Source organism: Mesorhizobium sp. M4B.F.Ca.ET.214.01.1.1 (assembly GCF_004791545.1).
Taxonomy (GTDB): Bacteria; Pseudomonadota; Alphaproteobacteria; order Rhizobiales; family Rhizobiaceae; genus Mesorhizobium; species Mesorhizobium abyssinicae.
The window spans coordinates 206,143-226,429 of sequence record NZ_SRUX01000007.1 but is presented as its reverse complement, the minus strand read 5'-3'; the positions used below and the strand labels follow the sequence as shown (position 1 = coordinate 226,429).

General features: G+C 62.0%; 15 protein-coding genes. 12 read left to right on the top strand and 3 right to left on the bottom strand.

Going from position 1 to position 20,287, the window contains the following annotated elements:
- Positions 1 to 2: 2 nt before the first annotated feature.
- Positions 3 to 2,021, bottom strand: a complete 2,019-nt coding sequence (locus EN857_RS16195) for an acyltransferase family protein (RefSeq protein ID WP_187331235.1) — start codon at positions 2,019 to 2,021, stop codon at positions 3 to 5.
- A gap of 70 nt (positions 2,022 to 2,091) precedes the next feature.
- The gene (locus EN857_RS16190; protein ID WP_187331234.1) at positions 2,092 to 4,107 is read right to left on the bottom strand and encodes an acyltransferase family protein; all 2,016 of its coding nucleotides are present in this window, start codon (positions 4,105 to 4,107) and stop codon (positions 2,092 to 2,094) included.
- Between the two features lie 394 nt (positions 4,108 to 4,501).
- Here EN857_RS16190 and EN857_RS16185 point away from each other — a divergent pair, with 394 nt between their 5' ends.
- Together EN857_RS16185 and EN857_RS16180 are read left to right on the top strand one after the other, a co-directional pair.
- Entirely contained in the window at positions 4,502 to 5,515 is a 1,014-nt protein-coding gene (locus EN857_RS16185; protein ID WP_187331233.1) for an NAD-dependent epimerase/dehydratase family protein, read from the top strand.
- A 170-nt stretch (positions 5,516 to 5,685) separates the two neighbouring features.
- A complete protein-coding gene (locus tag EN857_RS16180) occupies positions 5,686 to 6,300 on the top strand; it encodes an undecaprenyl/decaprenyl-phosphate alpha-N-acetylglucosaminyl 1-phosphate transferase (RefSeq protein ID WP_245478345.1) in 615 nt (204 codons plus the stop codon).
- A 235-nt stretch (positions 6,301 to 6,535) separates the two neighbouring features.
- Here EN857_RS16180 and EN857_RS16175 read toward each other — a convergent pair whose 3' ends face one another.
- Positions 6,536 to 7,258: a helix-turn-helix domain-containing protein gene (locus tag EN857_RS16175; RefSeq protein ID WP_245478344.1), complete on the bottom strand. Its 723-nt coding sequence runs from the start codon at positions 7,256 to 7,258 to the stop codon at positions 6,536 to 6,538.
- A 168-nt stretch (positions 7,259 to 7,426) separates the two neighbouring features.
- Here EN857_RS16175 and EN857_RS16170 point away from each other — a divergent pair, with 168 nt between their 5' ends.
- From EN857_RS16170 to EN857_RS34770, 10 genes are all read left to right on the top strand, one after another.
- Positions 7,427 to 10,165 (top strand): MFS transporter, encoded by a 2,739-nt coding sequence (locus EN857_RS16170; RefSeq protein WP_127391737.1) that lies wholly within the window; start codon positions 7,427 to 7,429, stop codon positions 10,163 to 10,165.
- A 14-nt stretch (positions 10,166 to 10,179) separates the two neighbouring features.
- Positions 10,180 to 13,920: a nitrate reductase subunit alpha gene (locus EN857_RS16165; RefSeq protein ID WP_127311191.1), complete on the top strand. Its 3,741-nt coding sequence runs from the start codon at positions 10,180 to 10,182 to the stop codon at positions 13,918 to 13,920.
- On the top strand, positions 13,917 to 15,443 hold the full coding sequence (gene narH / locus EN857_RS16160; protein ID WP_127311190.1) for a nitrate reductase subunit beta: 1,527 nt from the start codon (positions 13,917 to 13,919) through the stop codon (positions 15,441 to 15,443). The genes EN857_RS16165 and narH overlap by 4 nt, the downstream gene beginning before the upstream one ends.
- Positions 15,443 to 16,135, top strand: coding sequence for a nitrate reductase molybdenum cofactor assembly chaperone (gene narJ, locus EN857_RS16155; protein WP_127391736.1), 693 nt, complete (start codon positions 15,443 to 15,445; stop codon positions 16,133 to 16,135). Before narH ends, narJ begins: the two co-directional genes overlap by 1 nt.
- A 12-nt stretch (positions 16,136 to 16,147) precedes the next feature.
- A complete protein-coding gene (narI, locus tag EN857_RS16150; protein WP_127282306.1) occupies positions 16,148 to 16,927 on the top strand; it encodes a respiratory nitrate reductase subunit gamma in 780 nt (259 codons plus the stop codon).
- A gap of 3 nt (positions 16,928 to 16,930) precedes the next feature.
- Positions 16,931 to 17,830, top strand: a complete 900-nt coding sequence (locus tag EN857_RS16145) for a peptidylprolyl isomerase (protein ID WP_127311189.1) — start codon at positions 16,931 to 16,933, stop codon at positions 17,828 to 17,830.
- An 11-nt stretch (positions 17,831 to 17,841) separates the two neighbouring features.
- Positions 17,842 to 18,123, top strand: a complete 282-nt coding sequence (locus EN857_RS16140) for a hypothetical protein (protein WP_127282308.1) — start codon at positions 17,842 to 17,844, stop codon at positions 18,121 to 18,123.
- On the top strand, positions 18,120 to 19,376 hold the full coding sequence (gene glp / locus EN857_RS16135) for a gephyrin-like molybdotransferase Glp (protein WP_127310525.1): 1,257 nt from the start codon (positions 18,120 to 18,122) through the stop codon (positions 19,374 to 19,376). The genes EN857_RS16140 and glp overlap by 4 nt, the downstream gene beginning before the upstream one ends.
- Before the next feature lie 99 nt (positions 19,377 to 19,475).
- Positions 19,476 to 20,072: a DUF2478 domain-containing protein gene (locus tag EN857_RS16130; RefSeq protein WP_127310526.1), complete on the top strand. Its 597-nt coding sequence runs from the start codon at positions 19,476 to 19,478 to the stop codon at positions 20,070 to 20,072.
- 7 nt (positions 20,073 to 20,079) lie between these two features.
- Positions 20,080 to 20,217, top strand: a complete 138-nt coding sequence (locus tag EN857_RS34770) for a hypothetical protein (RefSeq protein WP_167509424.1) — start codon at positions 20,080 to 20,082, stop codon at positions 20,215 to 20,217.
- The last annotated feature ends 70 nt before the right edge of the window (positions 20,218 to 20,287 follow it).

Sequence of the window (20,287 nt, the reverse complement as noted above, 5' to 3'; positions counted from 1 at the left end):
GACTATCCGGCCCGCCGAAGGTCGATCGACTGGACGGTCAGATCACCTCGGAGCATCTCGATAATTTTCGGAACAATGAGCCTCGCGCCGAAGATCGAGAGGTGGTTCTCGTCGACGTAGAGGCTGTGCCCTGCGCTGTTTGTCATTCGGCATTCCGCGGCGGGGCAGATCGCGTCCAGCGGATCAACGAATTGAAACTGGGAATGGCGGCCTGCAAAAGCCGCGAAAGCCGCTTTGAATGCGACATGCTCTACCTTCGAGGACGCCGGGCATGGAAGCGAGAAATAGTTCGGCCTGAGAGCACAGATCAGGTTCGTGTTTGGAGCGTGTCCGATCAAGATGACCGGTCCGCGAAACCCGGTGTACAGCTTGGAGATGTCTTCGAGCATTGTCGGAAACAGCTTTGCCAGATTACGGATATCGACAGGCGCCCCATCAGCCTTCCTTTCTAGAATGTTGCGATATCCTGGCCAGCGCTGAGCGTGGACGATGGCAGCGATCCCCCCAGCGTTCAACCAACGGGCTGCTTGTTCTGTTGCGGCTCGACAATGTTGCGTCACCGCGCCTCTAGGCCGGCTCTGAAGGTCCGCTCCGAAATAGCAGCTGCCGGCTTGCGCTAGCAGGAAGTGAAATTCCTTCCCGCCAAGCTCTTCAAGGGCGCGGGTGTAGTGGTCAACGTGCGAGTCCCCGACGATGAGAATCTTCGTCGGGCTTTGAAGATTTCCGAATTCGCAGAAATCCTCACAGCCACGAGAGCCCGTGATCGATTTCAAGGTCGATCGATCGGCCAGTTCACCTCCCGCGATCGCCGATGGCGACCGCCAAGGCATACCGTCCCACATTGAGTAGCTGATCAGCGAGAGGGTAAGCAGGCCTGCCAACGCAAGCCCTGCGGGTCCGACGAAGCCGCGGCCAACACGATACGGCTGTTCAACGAAGTGAAACATCATGACTGCCAAGGCGAGAGACAGGAACCCGACGAGAACAGCCTCTTTCGGCAGCAGCGGCCGCAGAAGGCCATACTCACAGAATACGATCAGGGGCCAGTGCACTAGGTAAAGTGAATAGCTGATGCGCCCGACATAGGCTGCGGGGCCATTGCGTAAAACAAGCGCCACATGTCGTGAGCGATCCGCGTAAAGCACCATCGCGGCTCCGACTGTAGGCACGAGCACATTGAGGGCGGGTGCGTGCGCCGTGTCGTCCAGAAAGAAGACGGCGCTGCCTATGAGCACCAATCCAAGCAAGGCGAGGAGTTCGTGGGTAGCCAAGGCTCGCGGGTGTGGAAGCCAGACCAATACCGCGCCACAAGCAAATTCGAACACGCGGAAAGGCATATTGTAAAAGACGGTCGCCCGGCCGTCCGAAAGCCATTCGGCAGTCCGCGTTCCAGCAAGCAGCCAAAATGATCCGTCTTGGAATGCGAAAATTAGCCAGAAGCCCAAAACTGCGATCGCCAGGATTGGCCAAACCATCCGACGTCGGAATAGGGCGAGCAAACCCGAAAGCAGGAGCGGCCACACGCAATAGAACTGCCACTCGACACTCAGGGACCAAGTGTGCAGCAGGGGCTTCATACGCGCGGCCAGGTCGAAGTAGCCGGATTCTCGCCAGAAGAGTACGTTCGAAACCCCTAGAGTGGCGGCCAAAAGCGACTCTGCGAAGGTCTCCAAGTGCTGTGGAGCGAACAGAAGAACCGCAGCAATGCACGACAGGGCCAGTGTCGCAAAGAGAGCCGGCAGCAGCCGGCGAGCGCGGCGCCGATAGAACTGCGCCAGGCTGAAACGCCCTCCGTCGATATCGGCTACAACAATCTTCGTGATCAGAAAACCGCTGATCACGAAAAAAACATCGACACCGACAAAGCCACCGGAAAACCCGAAAATCCTCAAATGAAAGCAGAGCACTGCCAAAACAGCGAGCGCTCTAAGGCCATCTATCTCTGCCCGATGATGGTTCAGCCTGTCCCGTGTTGCGAGTGACGCAGCGGAGGTCGAACCGCCTTGCTCCTCAACGGGCAAGGCAACGCTGCTTCCCCGCCAAGTTGCGCCAGCCGTAGTTGAAGACAGGGCTTGGCGGTTTCGCATGCCCCTAGTTGCTCTTGAGGGTTGTCGGAGACCGTGGAACGTTCATGACCGATACCCGCGTCTGCCTGTCATCAGCAGCGAGGGCCTGGTAGAGGCCCATCACCCGCGCGAGCACGTCGTCGGTCTCCGGCTTCAAGTTTCTGCGTACATGCGATGCATCGCGGTAAATGAACTCACCATTGATGTAGGTGGCGCACTGCCCGTTCGGGCACATCCCTTTGAGCGGATCGACAAAGAACACCCCGTCATGCTCAGTGAGCGACGCCAGCGCGGCGACCATCGGTGACCACACCCGCAGGATCCGCTCACTGTCGATATCGGTCGAGCAACGCCTCAATATCCTGCTTTCGCGCATCGCCGCGCACGAGGTCAAATCCAAACCTGGCCCAGGCACCTGACCAATGATTCCAACGCGCCGCTCGGGAGCGGCGATTTCTTCAACGAGGCTTCGCAGGCCGTCGCGCATCAGCAGGACTTGGTCCGCTTGCCGCCCGTCGTCAGCAACGACATTGGTGTAGGCAAGGCTTGTCCAGGCTGAGGACAGAACCACGAGGTCGATGTCCGTGCGCTGTCTCAGCATGCTGACCGCGGCCGTTCGGGACGATGCGCAGCTTTCCCGGTAGTTAGGTTGCTCCGGAAAGTCGCGATGGACACCTTCTCCGAATGCGGCCGGGCAGGCATGATAAAGAAAGAAGGCCGTATTCTCCCTTTGGCCAACCGCATCCAATAGCGGGGCGAGATGCTCCGCATGGCTGTCACCCCACAGCATGGCATGGCGTGCCGCCTTGTCCCAAGGTGCTCCGAATGCGCAAAACGTGCCGTCCAGCTCGGCGATCTTGACCATCCGCGGACACGGCCAGTCCCACATCACCTCGAGGCTGCGCATCGCCTCAACCTCCCTCGGGATTCTGCTGGCGATACCCCCCGCTTGGAAGATTGAATTGCCGCACAGACCGACCATCAACGCTGCGGTCGCGCCGGCGATGACGGTTCTCATCGGGGGCGGCCGCAGCCGGCGAACGGGTTCTTCGACGAATCGCCAGGACAAATAGGCCGTCGCCCAGGCTGCCGCGATGAGGATCAGCGCTTCGCCCGCTGTCGGCATCGCGCCGCCGGCATAGTGACGGAAAAAGACCAGAATCGGCCAGTGCCAGAGGTACAGGCTGTATGAAATTTTTCCTGTAAAGCGGAGCGGCCCGCTTGAAAGAACCGCCGTAGCGATGGAAGGAGAACAAGGCCAGACGAGCAAGACAGCACCAGCCACCGGGGCGAGTGCACTCAGTCCCGGAAATGGCTGGCTCGAGGATAGCCAGATGGAGCTAGCGGCTATCAGGCAAAGGCCAACCAAGCCGAACGCCTCGGAAGTGCCACGGCGGCCGATCGGCGGAACAAAAACCAGCAGTCCGCCTAGTGCCAGTTCCCAACCCCGGCTGAAGGGAGCATAGAACGCTTGCTTGGGATCGACTGCCACCAGGTGCAGGGCAGTCGAAAAGCTGATCAACGCGACAAGGCAGATCGCCGCCACGGTCGGCGACCGCTGGCGCCGCCACAAGCGGTTGGCGATGAACAAGAGAGCTGGCCATACGAGGTAGAACTGCTCTTCGACGCCGAGGGACCAAAGATGCAGGAGCGGCAGTAGAGTCGCCTCGCGGTCGAAATAACCAGTGTTCCAGAGGAAATAGTAGTTTCCAAGCCCGGCAGCGGAGAAGGCCGCACTGCGCCCAAGACCGGCATAGTCACCCGGGAGCAGAAGAAACCAACCCGCCGTGAGCGACAGCCCGATCATCACCAGCATTGCTGGCAGGATACGACGCGCGCGCCGACCGTAGAATTCGGCGAACGACAGTTCGGCGCTCTCCGCAACCAAAAGGCGTGTGATCAAGTAGCCCGAGATTACGAAGAAGATGTCAACGCCGATGAATCCCCCCGGAAAACCGGGAACGCCGAAATGAAAAAGGATGACGGTGATGACCGCGACAGCGCGCAAACCGTCGACGTCTGCCCGATAATCGAACTTCAAAGGTTCCCCCGAGCTATCTGTCGAAACGTCATAGCGTGATTGCAATCGGTGAGTCGACGGCGCGACAAGGCGCGGCCTGCGACGTTGCGATTCCAATAGTTTCGAATACTACCGCTTCCTTGCAATGCTAGACCGCGAGAAACATGGGGATACCCTGACAATTCATTTCACGCTAGAACGACAAAAACCTACACAGGTGTACCGGAATCAGTTCTGCCTGTTGGGCTAGGGGCAGCTGGCTCCCGGGGACATGTCGGGGCTTCGTTGGAGATATCGAGGGCCACCGAAAACTCGGCCGACTTGTAGAAAACGAGTTGTTCATCGTGTCCTTGACTGTATAGAAAGGCTATCCCGTGCGTAGCGAGGGCCACGGGTCGTTCTGGAGGCGGCAACTTTGGACAACCATAGCCCGGACGTGGTTGAATTCGGCCCGCGGACACATGCCCTGGTTACAGGTGGCGCGGGCTTTCTTGGATCGGCGCTGGTCGATCTGTTACTTGACCGCAATTGCAGCGTAACCGTCATCGATGATCTCTCGAACGGCTCGCTTCGCAACCTTCCGGTCGGCAATCCCCGCCTGACGATCCGTACCTTCAGGGTCGGCAGCCCGGCCTTCAATGCGGCGGTCCATGACGAGGTTGGTCTGGCTGACGCCGTATTCCATCTGGCGAGCCCGATCGGGGTTCAGCTTGCCCACACGGAACGCTTTGCTGTCACCAGCGGCATTCTTGAATCAGGTTGCGCAATCGTCGAGGCGTGCCGGCTGCACCGGCGTCCGCTTCTCTATACGTCGAGTTCGGAAGTTTACGGCTCCGGTCGCGACCGTCCGATTACAGAGTCCGATCCTGTGGTGACGGATCTCCGACCGCGATGGGGATATGCTGCCGCCAAGGCAGCGGTTGAGCATCTGATAGCCGGATTGTTTTTCGATTTCGGCATTCCCGCCTGGATTGTGCGGCCGTTCAACATGGCTGGGCCTCGGCAGCGCTCGGCGACCGGCCTCGTGCTGCCGGTATTTGTAAACTCGGCCTTACGGGGCGAACCGCTTGTCGTTCACGACGACGGCGAGCAAAGGCGGGCATTCCTGCATGTTACCGACGCCGCCGAAGGGTTGCTCCTGGTCATGCAATGCCGATCCTTGCGAGGACGGCCGGTCAATCTGGGTGGCAGCGAGGCAGTGCAGATCGGAAATCTCGCAAGGATGGTGGTTGAGGCGACCAACACGAACGCGCCGATCGTCATGAAGTCTTCCAACGCGGTCTATGGCGAGAAGTTCGCCGTAACGCATGATCGCGTACCGGATACGAGTCTTCTGAGCACCATGACAGGCTGGCGCCCGCTGCGAAGCACAAGGCAGACGATTGCCGACTGCATCGAGCATATGCGTACCGAACGAGTGATGGCTTGACGCTTGGCTTATTGGTCCCGTTCATCGGGGCCCTGTTCATTGCGGTTCCTGGCGTATGGCTGTTCGCTCGCCTTGCGAGGCGCATCGGGGCTGTCTCCAAGGTCAAGAGCGACCGATGGCACACATCGGGCGAAGTCCCTCGACTTGCAGGGCCTGCCCTACTGATCGCGATGTCTCCATGGCTTCCGGTTGGCCATATCCTGTTGCTGGCTCTTCTCTGCCTAGTCGGCGCACTCGATGATGTCCGATCCCTTTCCGCCGGCGCCAAGGCAGCAGCGTTGGCCGCGGCGGCGATACTTGCCGGGATCATCACAGGTTTTTGGTGGGTACCGATCGTCATTTGGATCGCCTGCAACGCGGTCAACATGCTCGATCACGCCGATGGACTTGCCGCGACCACAATCGCAGCCGCCTCTTTCGGCCTCGGCGGTGATGCCGGGCTGGCCTGCGCCGGTGCCTGCCTCGGGTTCCTTTGCTTCAACTATCCGCCAGCACGTGTCTTCATGGGTGACAGCGGCAGCCTTCTGCTCGGCGCGGCAGTCGTGCTTCACGCTTCGGAAAGAGGTTTCGGCTCCTCGTTGGCGTGGCTTGCCGTCCCACTGATCGATGCAGTATTCGTTATCATCCGCCGCTTGCGACGAGGACGGCGGCCTTGGATTGGCGGTACGGACCACCTCGGCCATACGTTGCTGCGGCTGGGCGTAGGCGGTAAGACTTTACCGGCCCTTTATGGGGTAACGGCACTCGCACTAGGCTTGGCATTCACTGCTTGGCAAAGTTCATAGAACCAAACGGGTATCACAATCCCCAGGCCGCCTTCCGAAACCGCAGCCCAGCACGCTGCGAAATATGGCGGCAATTTTCGGTGCCCTCGACTTATGTGACCTGGGTGTTCGCGGCAGAAGGGTTCATTCAACCACGGCCGATATCATCGCCAGTCCTGACAGAAGGTTGGGGAGAGCACCTGCGGCAAATCCGCTGCCAAGCTCAGGTTGACTATGGCCGGACTAGGCGCGACGATCAGATTGCAAAGCCCTCACCGTCCGTCCCGTCGATGAGCGGGTCGGGAGCGCATGCGGCGGCGACGCGGGCCGCATCGAGAATTTCGATCGTCTGGCCGTCGACCCTGATGCCTGACTTTCCCAGGCTCGACAGTGCACGCGAAAAGGACTCGCGTGTTATGCCGAGCTCGGAGGCGATGAGCGTCTTCTCGAACGGCAGAACGGCTCGGTCCGGCGTGCCCTGCCGCTTCGACAGGGCCAGGAGATAGCAACCAACGCGCTCGGTCGAGCTCCTTAGCTTAAGGTTCTTGATCTGCCGGACCATGCGTCGAAATTGAGCGGCGAGGCTTCCGATCGCCGCATGAGCCAGCAAAGGCTCTACTTCCACCGCCGCCCGAAACGCTCCCGCTTGAATCAACAAGAACCGCGAAGGCTCTGGCACTCGGGCCTGCATGAGATAAGGCGCGCCGGTCAGGACGGCGGCGGGTATGACGAGATCTGGGGCTCTGACAGCCTCGATCAAGACTTCACGGCCTTCGGCCGATCGTCCAAACAACTGGGCCGACCCTGCCAGCACGATCAGCTGGAAGTTCGGCACGTCGCCTTGTTCGAACAGAACGGTGCCTGCGGACACGCTGTGCACCATGGCATGTCGCATCAAATCGGTCCGGCGGGGTACGGGTAACCCCCGAAACAACGGCAGCTCCTCCGGCGCCACGCCCTCATACGTCAGGTCATCCAAATGTGTCGTCTCCGATTTGAGGCTTCCCTTTGCTTCCGCATCCTGAGTGACAAATGTCACGGCATGCCTTGATTTGGATCAATGCCGGATGATGCCGGCTTGGTCATGCTGGCCTTGAGGGGGCGAGAGTCCGCTCCTTGAGGCCAACCGTCTAAGAGGCTGCCGACAATGAAAACAACCGCGGATCCGAAGTCCGGTCAAATCCTGGGCGCAAGCACGGCGGCATTTACGGTCTGCTTCGCGGTCTGGACCATCTTTTCCATCATCGGCATTCGCATCCGCCAGGAACTCGGCCTCAGCGAGACGGAGTTCGGCCTGCTCCTCGGCACGCCGATCCTGACGGGTTCGCTGCTCAGGGTGGCGCTTGGCATCTGGACCGACCGCTACGGGGGCCGGATCGTCTTCACGGTGAACATGCTCGCGGCCGCGGTCGCAACTTTCCTTCTGTCGTATGCTCATACCTATCCTCAGATGCTGGTCGCAGCCCTCGGCGTCGGGATCGCCGGCGGCTCCTTCTCGGTCGGTGTCGCCTATGTGTCGCGTTGGTTCCCGCCGCAAAGACAAGGTACGGCGCTTGGTATCTTCGGTGCGGGCAATGTCGGTGCCGCCGTCACCAAATTCCTCGCCCCCTTCGTGCTCGTCGCCTTCGGATGGCAGGCCGTGGCTGAGGCCTGGGCAGCGGCCCTCGTCGTCATGGCCGCCATCTTCTGGTTCATGACGGATGACGACCCGGTCATCGTCGAACGTCAGCGATCCGGCATCAAGCCGAAAAGCGCGTGGCTCGAACTCGAACCATTGAAGAACGTGCAGATCTGGCGTTTCGCGCTCTACTATTTCTTCGTGTTCGGCGCCTTTGTCGCGCTCGCGCTTTGGCTGCCGCAATATCTCATCAACGTCTACGGCCTCGACATCAAGACGGCCGGCATGATTGCTGCCTTCTTCTCCGTGCCGGCGAGCCTGTTTCGCGCCTATGGCGGACACCTTTCGGACAGCTTCGGCGCGCGTCGCGTGCTCTACTGGACCTTCATGATTTCGGTGGCGGCGACCTTCGTCCTTTCCTATCCACCGACCGACTACGTCGTCCACGGCATCAACGGGACGACCGCCTTCCACATCGAGATGGGCCTCGTCGGCTTCATCGTCACTATATTCGTGCTCGGCTTCTTCATGGCCCTCGGCAAGGCCGCCGTCTACAAGCACATCCCGGTCTACTATCCCGACCATGTCGGTTCGGTCGGCGGACTCGTCGGCATGATCGGCGGCCTTGGCGGTTTCGTGCTGCCGATCCTGTTCGGCTTGCTGCTTGACCTGACGGGCCTCTGGACGAGTTGCTTCATGGCGCTCTTCTTGCTGGTCTCCGGCGCGCTGATCTGGATGCATATGGCGATCCGCCAGATGGAACGCGGCACCGTTGGCGAGGCCCTCGCCAAGCTGCCGCCTTTCCCGGAAATGCAGGACATGCCCACGCCTGTGGCAAAGGCCCGGACTGGCGGTGCTCTAACCGACTGGCGTCCGGAGGACAAAGCGTTCTGGGCTGAAACCGGCCGCCGCATCGCGAAACGCAATCTGTGGCTGTCGATACCGGCGCTACTGCTTTCGTTTGCCATCTGGCAGGTGTGGTCAGTCGTCGTCGCCAAGCTTCCGCTCGTCGGCTTCACCTTCACCACCGACCAACTCTTCTGGCTCGCCGCTTTGCCCGGAATCTCCGGCGCGACGCTGCGCATCTTTTATTCCTTCATGGTGCCGATCTTCGGCGGCCGGCTCTGGACGACGCTTACGACCTGGTCGCTCATCATACCGGCCGTGGGCATCGGGTATGCGGTACAAAATCCCGACACGCCCTATGTCGTGCTGCTGATGCTGGCGCTGCTCTGCGGCTTCGGCGGCGGCAACTTCGCCTCGTCCATGGCCAACATCTCCTTCTTCTTCCCGAAGGCGGAGAAGGGAAATGCGCTTGCACTCAACGCCGGCCTTGGCAATCTCGGCGTCAGCGTCGTCCAGTTCATCGTGCCGCTGGCAATCACCACCGGGATCTTCGGCTGGCTCGGCGGCGATCCGGCCATGGTCAAGGGAGCTGCGGGCGATGCGCCGATTTGGTTGCAGAATGCAGGCTTCGTTTTCGTGCCCTTTATAGCGCTCTCGGCTTTCGCCGCCTGGTTCGGCATGAACGACATAGCTTCTGCCAAGGCATCTTTCAGCGAGCAGGCCGTTATCTTCCAGCGTCGGCACAACTGGATCATGTGCTGGCTCTACACCGGCACTTTCGGATCCTTCATCGGCTATTCGGCTGGTTTCCCGCTGCTCACGAAGATGCTGTTTCCGGACGTCAATGCGCTCCAGTTCGCCTTCCTCGGCCCGCTGGTCGGCGCTCTCTCGCGCTCGGGCTCTGGCTGGCTCGCGGACAAGTATGGTGGCGCGCGCGTCACCTTCTGGGCCTTCATGCTGATGATCGCAGGTGTTGCCGGTGTTTTGTGGTTCATCGGCATCAAGGATCAGCCGGGCGCGTTCACGGGCTTCTTCGTGGCATTCCTGCTGCTTTTCTTCGCCACCGGCGTCGGCAACGCCTCTACGTTCCAGATGATCCCGGTGATCATGGCCAAGGAGATGGGCCGCCTGATGCCCGACGCCGATACCGAAGCGCGTCGCAAGCAGGCGGAGAAGGAGGCTGCCGCCATCACCGGCTTTACCTCCGCGATCGCGGCCTTCGGCGCGTTCTTCATACCGAAGAGCTACGGCAGCTCAATCGCCCTCACGGGCGCGCCGAACGCCGCGTTGTGGGCCTTCCTCCTGTTCTACGTGAGCTGCCTTGCCATCACCTGGGGTGTCTACACCCGCAAGGGCGGCCTTCTGCACGACATCGAGCGCGCCAAGCGCGGCGCGCCCGTCCGCCCGGCCGCGGCCGAATAACCAGGGACAACGCAATGTCACATTTTCTCGACCGGCTAACCTTCTTTCGCAAGACCGTCGACAGCTTTTCGGACGGTCACGGGATAGTGACCAACGAAGACCGGTCCTGGGAAGACGGCTACCGCAAGCGCTGGCAGCACGACAAGATCGTGCGCTCCACCCATGGTGTGAATTGCACCGGCTCGTGCTCGTGGAAGATCTACGTCAAGGGCGGCATCGTCACCTGGGAGACGCAGCAGACCGATTATCCGCGCACGCGGCCCGATCTGCCCAACCACGAGCCTCGCGGCTGCGCACGCGGCGCGTCATACAGCTGGTATCTCTATTCGGGCGCCCGGGTGAAATACCCGATGATCCGCGGCCGGCTGTTGAAGCTGTGGCGGGCGGCTCGCGCCAAGATGCCGCCAGTCGCGGCATGGGCCTCGATCGTCGAGGACTCGAACAAGCGCCAATCCTACATCTCGATCCGCGGCCACGGCGGCTTCGTGCGCGCCACCTGGGACGAGGTGAACGAGCTCGTCGCAGCCGCCAATGCTTACACCGCCCGCAAACATGGCCCTGACCGCATCATCGGCTTCTCGCCGATCCCGGCCATGTCGATGGTCTCCTATGCCGCCGGCTCGCGCTATCTTTCGCTGCTCGGTGGCGTGTGCATGTCGTTCTACGACTGGTATTGCGACCTGCCGCCGGCGAGCCCGCAGACCTGGGGCGAGCAGACCGACGTGCCGGAGAGCGCCGACTGGTACAATGCCGGCTTCATCATCGTCTGGGGCTCGAACGTGCCACAGACGCGTACCCCGGACGCGCATTTCTACACTGAGGTCCGCTACAAGGGCACCAAGAGCGCGGTCGTCTCGCCGGACTATGCCGAAGCGACCAAGTTCGCCGACATCTGGCTCAATCCAAAGCAGGGCACCGACGCCGCGCTGGCGCTCGCCATGGGCCACGTGATCCTGCGCGAATACCACCTCGACCGCAGCGTCGCCTATTTCGACGACTATGCCCGGCGCTACACCGACATGCCCTTCCTGGTGCGGCTGGCGGAGCGCGACGGCAAGCTCGTTCCGGAGCGCCTGCTGCGTGCCTCCGAGATCAAGGGCGCTCTCGGCGAGAAGAACAACCCGCAATGGAAGACGGTCGCCATCGACGAGGCAACGGATGCGTTAGTCGCGCCACTCGGGTCGGCCGGCTACCGCTGGGGCGAGCAAGGAAAGTGGAATCTCGAGGAAAAGGATGGCAAGGGGCGGGACGTTCGGTTGAAGCTCTCCCTCGCCGGCGATGGAGCTGACATTGCGGCTGTCGACTTCCCCTATTTCGGAGGCCGGGCAACGGAGCATTTCGTGGCCACCGAGCATGGCGAGATCCTGACCCGCAATATCCCGGTCCGCACGATCAAGACCATCGACGGGGCGGTGAAGGTGGCAACGGTCTACGACCTGCTCATGGCCAATTACGGCCTCGACCGCGGCTTCGGCGGCGCCAATGTCGCCTCTTCCTACGATGACGACGTGCCGTTCACACCCGCCTGGGCTGAGCGCATCACTGGCGTGAAGCGCGACGCCATCGTCACCGTGGCGCGCGAATTCGCCACCAATGCCGAAAAGACCAACGGCCGCTCGATGGTGATCCTGGGCGCAGGTCTCAACCACTGGTACCACATGGATATGAATTACCGGGGGATCATCAACCTCCTGGTGTTCTGCGGCGCCGTCGGCCAGTCGGGCGGCGGCTGGTCGCACTATGTCGGCCAGGAAAAGCTGCGGCCGCAGACAGGCTGGACGCCGCTCGCTTTCGCGCTCGACTGGGCGCGCCCGCCGCGCCACCAGAACTCGACGTCCTTCTTCTACGCGCACACGGACCAATGGCGATACGAGACCCTGACGGCGGCGGAGATCTTGTCGCCGACCGCGCCCGAAGGAGACTGGAACCAAAGCTTCATCGACTACAACGTCCGCGCCGAGCGCATGGGCTGGCTGCCTTCGGCGCCGCAGTTGAAGCAGAACCCGCTCGATATCGCCAAACGAGCTTCGGCTGCTGGCCTCGAGGTGAAGGACTATGTGGCAAGCGCACTGAAGTCGGGTGAACTCGACCTTGCATGCGAGGACCCTGACGATCCGGCCAACTGGCCCCGCAACATGTTCGTGTGGCGCTCCAACATTCTGGGGTCTTCCGGCAAGGGCCACGAATACTTTCTGAAGCACCTGCTCGGCACCACGCACGGTGTCATGGGCAAGGACCTCGGCGCCGAAGGCAAGGTGCGCAACAAGGAGGTCGTTTGGCACGACGAGGCGCCGCGGGGAAAGCTCGATCTTCTTGTCACGCTCGATTTCCGCATGTCGACGACCTGCGTGTACTCCGACATCGTGCTGCCGACCGCGACCTGGTACGAGAAGAACGACCTCAACACCTCCGACATGCACCCCTTCATCCACCCGCTGTCGGCGGCGGTGGACCCTGCCTGGGAGGCACGCTCGGACTGGGATATCTACAAGGGCCTCGCCAGGGCCTTTTCCGAGGTCGCTCCGGAGGTGCTGGGCGTGGAGCAGGACGTCGTCCTAACTCCCATCCAGCATGACACGCCCGGCGAGATCGCCCAGCCCTTCGACGTCGCCGACTGGAAACGCGGCGAGATCGAACCGATCCCGGGCAGGACGATGCCGGCCGTGAGCGTCGTCAAGCGCGACTATCCGAACCTCTACGCCCGCTTCACCGCGCTCGGCCCGCTGATGACCGAGGCCGGCAACGGCGGCAAGGGCATCAACTGGAAGACAGCGCATGAAGTCGAGGCGCTGGGCGCGCTCAACGGCGTCCAACCCGCCGGCCCCGCCAAGGGCCTGCCGAAGATCGAGACGGATATCGACGCGACCGAAGTCATCCTGATGCTCGCGCCGGAAACCAACGGCGAGGTCGCGGTGAAAGCCTGGGAGGCGCTCTCCAAGGCGACGGGCCGCGAGCATGCTCATCTCGCCATCCCGAAGGAGGACGAGAAGATCCGCTTTCGCGACGTTCAGGCCCAGCCGCGCAAGATCATCTCCTCTCCCACCTGGTCCGGCATCGAAAGTGAGAAGGTCTGCTACAATGCCGGCTACACGAACGTCCACGAACTGATCCCGTGGCGCACGCTGACCGGACGCCAGCAGCTTTATCAGGATCATCTGTGGATGCGGGCCTTCGGCGAAGGCTTCATCACCTGGAAGCCGCCGGTCGACCTGAAGACGATCTCCGCCGTCAAGGGAGTCAGGTCCAACGGCAACAAAGAGATCGTCCTCAACTTCATCACGCCGCATCAGAAATGGGGCATCCATTCCACCTACAGCGACAATCTCCTGATGCTGACGCTCAATCGCGGCGGTCCGGTGGTGTGGATTTCCGAGACCGACGCCAAGGCCGCGGACATCGTGGACAATGACTGGGTCGAGGTTTTTAACGCCAACGGAGCGCTTACGGCCCGCGCCGTCGTCTCCCAGCGAGTCAAACAGGGCATGATGCTGATGTATCACGCTCAGGAGAAGATCGTGAACACGCCCGGCTCCGAACTGACCGGCAACCGCGGCGGCATCCACAATTCGGTGACGCGCACGGTGCTCAAGCCGACCCATATGATCGGCGGCTATGTCCAGCAGTCCTACGGCTTCAACTACTACGGAACCGTTGGCTCCAACCGCGACGAGTTCATCGTGGTCCGCAAGATGGCGACCGTCGACTGGCTCGAGGAACCCCTGCAAGCGAATGCTCCCAAGGAGGCCGCAGAATGAAAATCCGCGCCCAGATCGCGATGGTGTTGAACCTCGACAAATGCATCGGGTGTCACACCTGTTCGGTTACCTGCAAGAACGTCTGGACCAACCGTGAAGGCGTCGAATACGCTTGGTTCAACAATGTCGAGACCAAGCCGGGCGTTGGCTATCCCAAGGAATGGGAGAATCAGCAGAAATGGAACGGCGGCTGGCGACGCAAGAAGAATGGCAAGATCGAGCCGAAGATGGGCGCCAAGTGGCGCATCCTCGCCAACATCTTCGCAAACCCTGATCTGCCGGAGATCGACGACTACTACGAGCCGTTCACTTTCGATTACCAGCATCTGCACACGGCGAAGGAATCGAAAGCTTTCCCTACGGCTCGTCCGCGCTCGGCCATCACCGGCGAGCGGATGGAAAAGATCGAATGGGGACCGAACTGGGAGGAGATCCTCGGCGGCGAGTTCGAGAAGCGGTCGAAGGACGTGAATTTCGAGGGCGTCCAGAAGGACATTTACGGCCAGTTCGAAAATACCTTCATGATGTACCTTCCGAGGCTTTGCGAGCACTGCCTCAACCCGACCTGCGCGGCGGTGTGCCCGTCCGGGGCCATCTACAAGCGCGAGGAGGACGGCATCGTACTGATCGATCAGGACAAGTGCCGCGGCTGGCGCATGTGCGTCTCCGGCTGCCCCTACAAGAAGATCTACTACAACTGGTCGTCGGGCAAATCGGAGAAGTGCATCTTCTGCTATCCCCGCATCGAGGCGGGGCAGCCGACGGTCTGTTCGGAAACCTGCGTCGGGCGCATCCGCTATCTCGGCGTGATCCTCTACGACGCCGACCGTATCGAGGCGGCTGCCAGCGTACCGCAGGAGAAGGACCTCTATCAGGCGCAGCTCGATATCTTCCTCGATCCGAACGATCCGGCCGTCATCGCACAGGCCCGTGCCGACGGGATTCCCGACAACTGGCTGGAGGCGGCCAAATTGTCGCCGGTCTGGAAGATGGCGATGGAGTGGAAGATTGCCTTTCCGCTTCACCCCGAGTACCGCACGCTGCCGATGGTCTGGTACGTTCCGCCGCTCTCGCCCATCCAGTCGGCGGCTGCCGCCGGCAAGATGGGGCTGGACGGCGATATGCCCGACGTGCGCAGCCTGCGCATCCCGCTCCAGTATCTGGCCAATCTGCTGACGGCGGGCAATGAGGAGCCCGTGGCGCTTGCGCTCGAGCGCATGCTGGCGATGCGAAGCTACATGCGGGCAAAGACGATCGACGGCCGCCTCGACGAGTCGATCGCGACGCGGGTCGGCCTGACGGGCGCAGCCATCGACGACATGTACAAGGTCATGGCGATCGCCAATTACGAGGATCGTTTCGTCATCCCCACTTCGCACCGCGAATGGAGCGAGGACGCCCAGGACCTGCGCGGCTCCTGCGGCTTCTCGTTCGGCAACGGTTGCTCGGGCGGTTCCACCGAGACCAACCTCTTCGGCACCAAGCAGACCAAGCGGCCGACAAACCCGATGGAGATCGCGTGATGCTCTCGAACAGGACCTTCAAGGCGCTCTCGGCGCTCCTTTCCTATCCGACCGAGGAACTTTGCGCGGCGATCCCGGAAATCACCGCGGCGGTCGCAGACGAGGGACTGATATCGGACGAAGCAGGCAAGCACCTGCAGTCCTTGTTTGCCGATCTGGCCACCCTGGATCTCTACGATTTGCAAGAGCGTTACGTGGAATTGTTCGACAAGACGCGCCGCCACTCGCTGCATCTCTTCGAGCACATCCATGGCGAGAGCCGAGATCGCGGCCAGGCGATGGTCGATCTGGCCGAACACTACCGGCGTGGCGGGCTCGAGGTCGCGGCAAACGAATTGCCCGACTTCATCCCGCTTTTCCTCGAATTCCTCTCCGCCCGTCCCATTGAGGAGGCGCGCGGGCTGCTAAATGAAACCGGCCACATCTTCTCGCTGCTGGAAGGTCGGCTCGCCAAGCGCAACGCAGGCTATGCCGCTGTATTCACGGCCATACGCTCGATAGTCAGCGAGCCGGCCGTGGCCGTGGGCGCCGACGAACTCGACGAGCCCGACGACCTGGCAGCCATCGACGCCGCCTGGGAAGAGGCCGCGGTCGCATTCGGTCCCGGGAATGCGACCGACGGCTGTTCCGTCGACCGACTGAGAATCCAGATGCGCGCCGCCAATCGCGATGCGCGTAGTAGCGTTGCCTGACGGAGGAAAGCCATGTCCGACACAATCAACGCCGCGCTCTTTGGCTGGTATCCCTATTTCTGCCTGACCATCTTCCTGCTCGGTAGCCTGATCCGCTTCGATCGCGAGCAATATACCTGGAAGACGGGATCCTCCCAGTTGCTGCGGCGGCGTCAGCTCCGCTGGGGCTCCAATCTGTTCCACGTCGGTATCTTGATGATCTTCGCCGGCCACTTCGTCGGCCTGCTGACGCCGATCTGGGTATTCGATGCGCTCGGTGTCTCACACAGCTTCAAGCAGGGCCTTGCCATCACCGCCGGCGGCATCGCTGGCGTTGCCTGCTTCATCGGCATAGCGCTTCTGGCCCATCGTCGTCTGTTCGATCCTCGCATCCGCAACACGTCGGCGCCCGGTGACATCGCGATTTTGTTGCTGCTCTGGTTGCAGCTCACGCTTGGCCTTTCGACCATCTTCGTCTCGCTCGGTCACATGGACGGCCATGAGATGGTGAAATTCATGAACTGGGCGCAGGGCATCCTCACCTTGCGGCCGGCGGCCGCGGCCTACGTCGCCGACGTCAACCCGATCTTCAAGGCGCATCTCCTGCTCGGCATGACGATCTTTCTGGTCTTCCCGTTCACCAGGTTGGTTCATGTCTGGAGCGCGCCGGTCTGGTATCTCGGCCGTCCCGGCTATCAGGTCGTGCGCACACGCTTCGCCGAGCGCCGGTCGCCCGCGCCAGTGTCCGTGATGCGGTCGTCCGAGCCCTTGCGGCGCCCCGCTGCCGCTCCATCCCACCAGCCCGCGGAGTAAACCATGGCCGCGCTCGTCATCGATCATTCGGCCGGCCGCAAATCGTCCGAACATCCGCACGAACACCGGCCCGCAACTCCTGACACGGCGCCGTCCCGCGAACGCGTGGCGATGCCGCCGGTGACCGTCAACGGGGTGGCGATATCGCGCAAGGCGATCGCCGCCGAGGTGCAGAACTTTCCCGCCCGCAATCCCGGCGAGGGATGGCATGCCGCAACCCGTGCGCTCGTCATTCGCGAGCTGCTCCTGCAAGAGGCGCGGCGTCTCGACATAGCCGCCGACCAGCGGACCGACCAGGATGGACGCAGGGAGACCATCGAAGACGCGCTGGTGCGCGGCTTGATCGAGCGCGAGGTTCGCGTTCCCGAGGCGGATGAGGAGACGCTGCGGCGCTTCTATGAAAATAATCTTCGCCGTTTCATGACGCCGCCTCTCTATGAAGCCGATCATATTCTCATAGCGGCTCGTCACGATGATCGTGAGGCATTCGCCGCCGCGCGTAAAAGGGTGTCGTCGCTGAGATCTGCTCTGGCAGCTGCTCCAGAGCGTTTCGCGGCACTGGCGCGAGATTGCTCGGATTGCCCGTCGGGAGCCTTGGGCGGCAGCCTCGGCCAAATCGGGCCGGGCGACACCACGCCGGAATTCGAGGCTGCTCTCATCGAGCTCGTCCCAGGCGATATCTCGCAGCCAGTGGAGACGCGCTACGGCGTCCACCTCATTCGCCTGACGCGGCGCATCGACGGCCGCCAGCTTCCGTTCGAGGCCGTGCGGGAACGCATCGCGTCCTATCTGGCCGAGCACGTCAGCCGGCAGGCGACGGCGCAATACGTCTCCCTGCTTGTCGGCCGGGCGGACATCGTCGGGATTGCCATCGACGGCGCATCCTCGCCGCTGGTGCAGTGAAGGGGGAAGCAATGCTCGGAGATATCATCGCCTCACTGGAAGACCCGAAAGCGGCCATGGCAATCGTCGCCGCGTTCGAAGAACCGGCCTTGGCCGCGCGGTTGACCGCGGCCGCGGATGCATCCGGTCGTTCGCCGGCCGATATCGTCGGCTCGGCCGTTCGTAATTTCGTGGACACCGCATCCGACGATCGTTGGACGCAACTCATCGGTATCATGAACCGCGCGCAGGATCCGGGCCTTGCGGCCATGCGGGCGATTCTCGAAAAGACGCTGCCGGACGTCGCGGCATGACCGTCCCGGCAACACTGCCCGATAGCTGCCGCTGCGCAGGCCCAGGTGTCGTGCCATTCGAAACGGCGCGACGCGCAGCCATCGCATTGGCACGGCCGCTGGATGATCCGGAAATGGTGCCGTTGGCCGACGCCGTAGGACGTCTTCTGGCCGCGGCCATCGAATCCCCGCGCGCTATTCCGCCTTTCGATCAGGCGGCCATGGACGGCTATGCGATAAGCTTGGCCGGCAGGAGAGGCGTGCCTCTGGTTCTCCCTGTGGTAGGCCGCACGAGCGCGGGCGATCCGCCGCGCGTGCTGGCTCCGGGCGCTGCACACCGTGTCATGACGGGCGCGGCGTTGCCCAAGGGCGCGGACACTGTCGTCATGCAGGAGCAAACGACGCGGCGTGGCGATCTCGTGCAGTTCGCGCTCGACGCGGCGCCGGGCGCGCATATTCGCAGGGCCGGTGAGGATGTGACGCAAGGAGCCTGCGTCCTTCGTCCAGGCTGCATGATCGGCTGGCCGGAAATCGCGCTTCTTGCCGCCATTGGAATTGATCGCGTCCCGGTTGCGCGTCGCGTGCGGATCGCCATTGTCACGACCGGCTCCGAACTTCGTAAGGCTGGCGGGCCGCTTGCATCCGGCACGATCTATGACTCCAACGGGCCGCTTCTGGCCGCTCTGCTGAGCGAGCCAGGCACCGATGTGACGTTGTCGACCGTTCACGACGATACCGCGGCCATCGCGCGAGTGCTCGAAGACAGCGCGAGGGAGGCGGATCTGATCATCACCACTGCCGGGATGTCGGTTGGCGAAGAGGACCACGTGCGCGACGCAGTAATGCGCGCCGGGGGCCAACTCGAGATAGCCAAGGTGGCGCTGAAACCCGGCAAGCCGTTGGCAATCGGCAAGGTGGGGGAGGCGTGCTTCGTCGGATTGCCTGGCAATCCGCAGGCGGCGGCCTTTGGCGCGCTGGTCTTCGCGCGTCCGATCGTGGCGAACCTCCTCGGTCAGGTGCCGGCGACGCGCCTCACGGCCGAGTTGACCTTTACATGTTCTTGCAAGCCGGATCGCACGGAATTGGTGCCGGTTCGCCTGGATATTGAACAGGGGCGATTGACCGCCAGCCGCAGCGGGCCGGATGGCTCGCACAGAATGATGCCGATGGTATCGGCCGACGCCATTGCGATTGTGCCCGGTGCGTCGATCCCAATTGAGCCTGGCATGCCCGTTGAAGTGCTTCCATTCAGCCGTGGAATATTTGGGAGATAGGCCGATGGTTTTGGATATCGCCGCGCCAATCCCGCTGCATCGGAGCTACCCCGCGCCTGCTGGCCGACTGGCAAAGTACAAACTGAAGGAGATTCCCTCATGCAGAGCCTTCGTCCTGACTGCCCCATTACCGCTATCGTTTATTCAAACGGCGTGGAGTTCGAAGCACTCCTGCAGGAAATGACTACCATCATGGCCGAGCGAGGCGTGCGATTGGCCGGCCTTGTCCAACTGAGCGAAAAGAAACCTGATCGGGTGAAATGCGACATGCACCTTCGGGATCTCGCTTCGGGCAAGCTCCACGGTATATCCGACGATCGAGGTCCCCACTCCCGAGGCTGTGTTCTGAATACCGATCGGCTGCTCCGCGCCTGCGAAGCCGCCGGAGCTGCGTTGTCCGGCAAGACCGATCTTCTGGTTCTGTGCAAATTCGGAAAGACCGAGGCCGAAGGCGGTGGCTTCAGGGCCCTCATCGCAAAGGCGCTGGAACTCTCGGTACCCGTGCTGATCGGCGTTCCCGTCATCAATCTCGCACCGTTCCGCGAATTTGCAGCCGATCTTGCCCGGGAAATCGAACTGCCCCGTCTGCCGTCCGATCGGCTCGCGGCTTTGGACTGTTTGCTCGACCGCAGCGTGACGGCGCGCGGCCCCTATCAATCCCTGGACGGGAGAATAGCCGGTGCCGAGGTGGCTTGAGACTATCGTGCGTTCCGTCGTCGCTGGCGGCGCCGTGGGTGTTTCGGCGGCCATCGTCAATCTGACGGGGGGGCCATCGGTTTTGATTGTCTTGGCGGCGATCGTGATAATGTTCGGCGTCTCCGGCGATTTCCGCCAGAGCTAACGCAATTCCAGGGAAACTGTGAAACGGGTTTCCGACTGGACTTGCGTTAAAACAAAGAGATAGAGCGGCT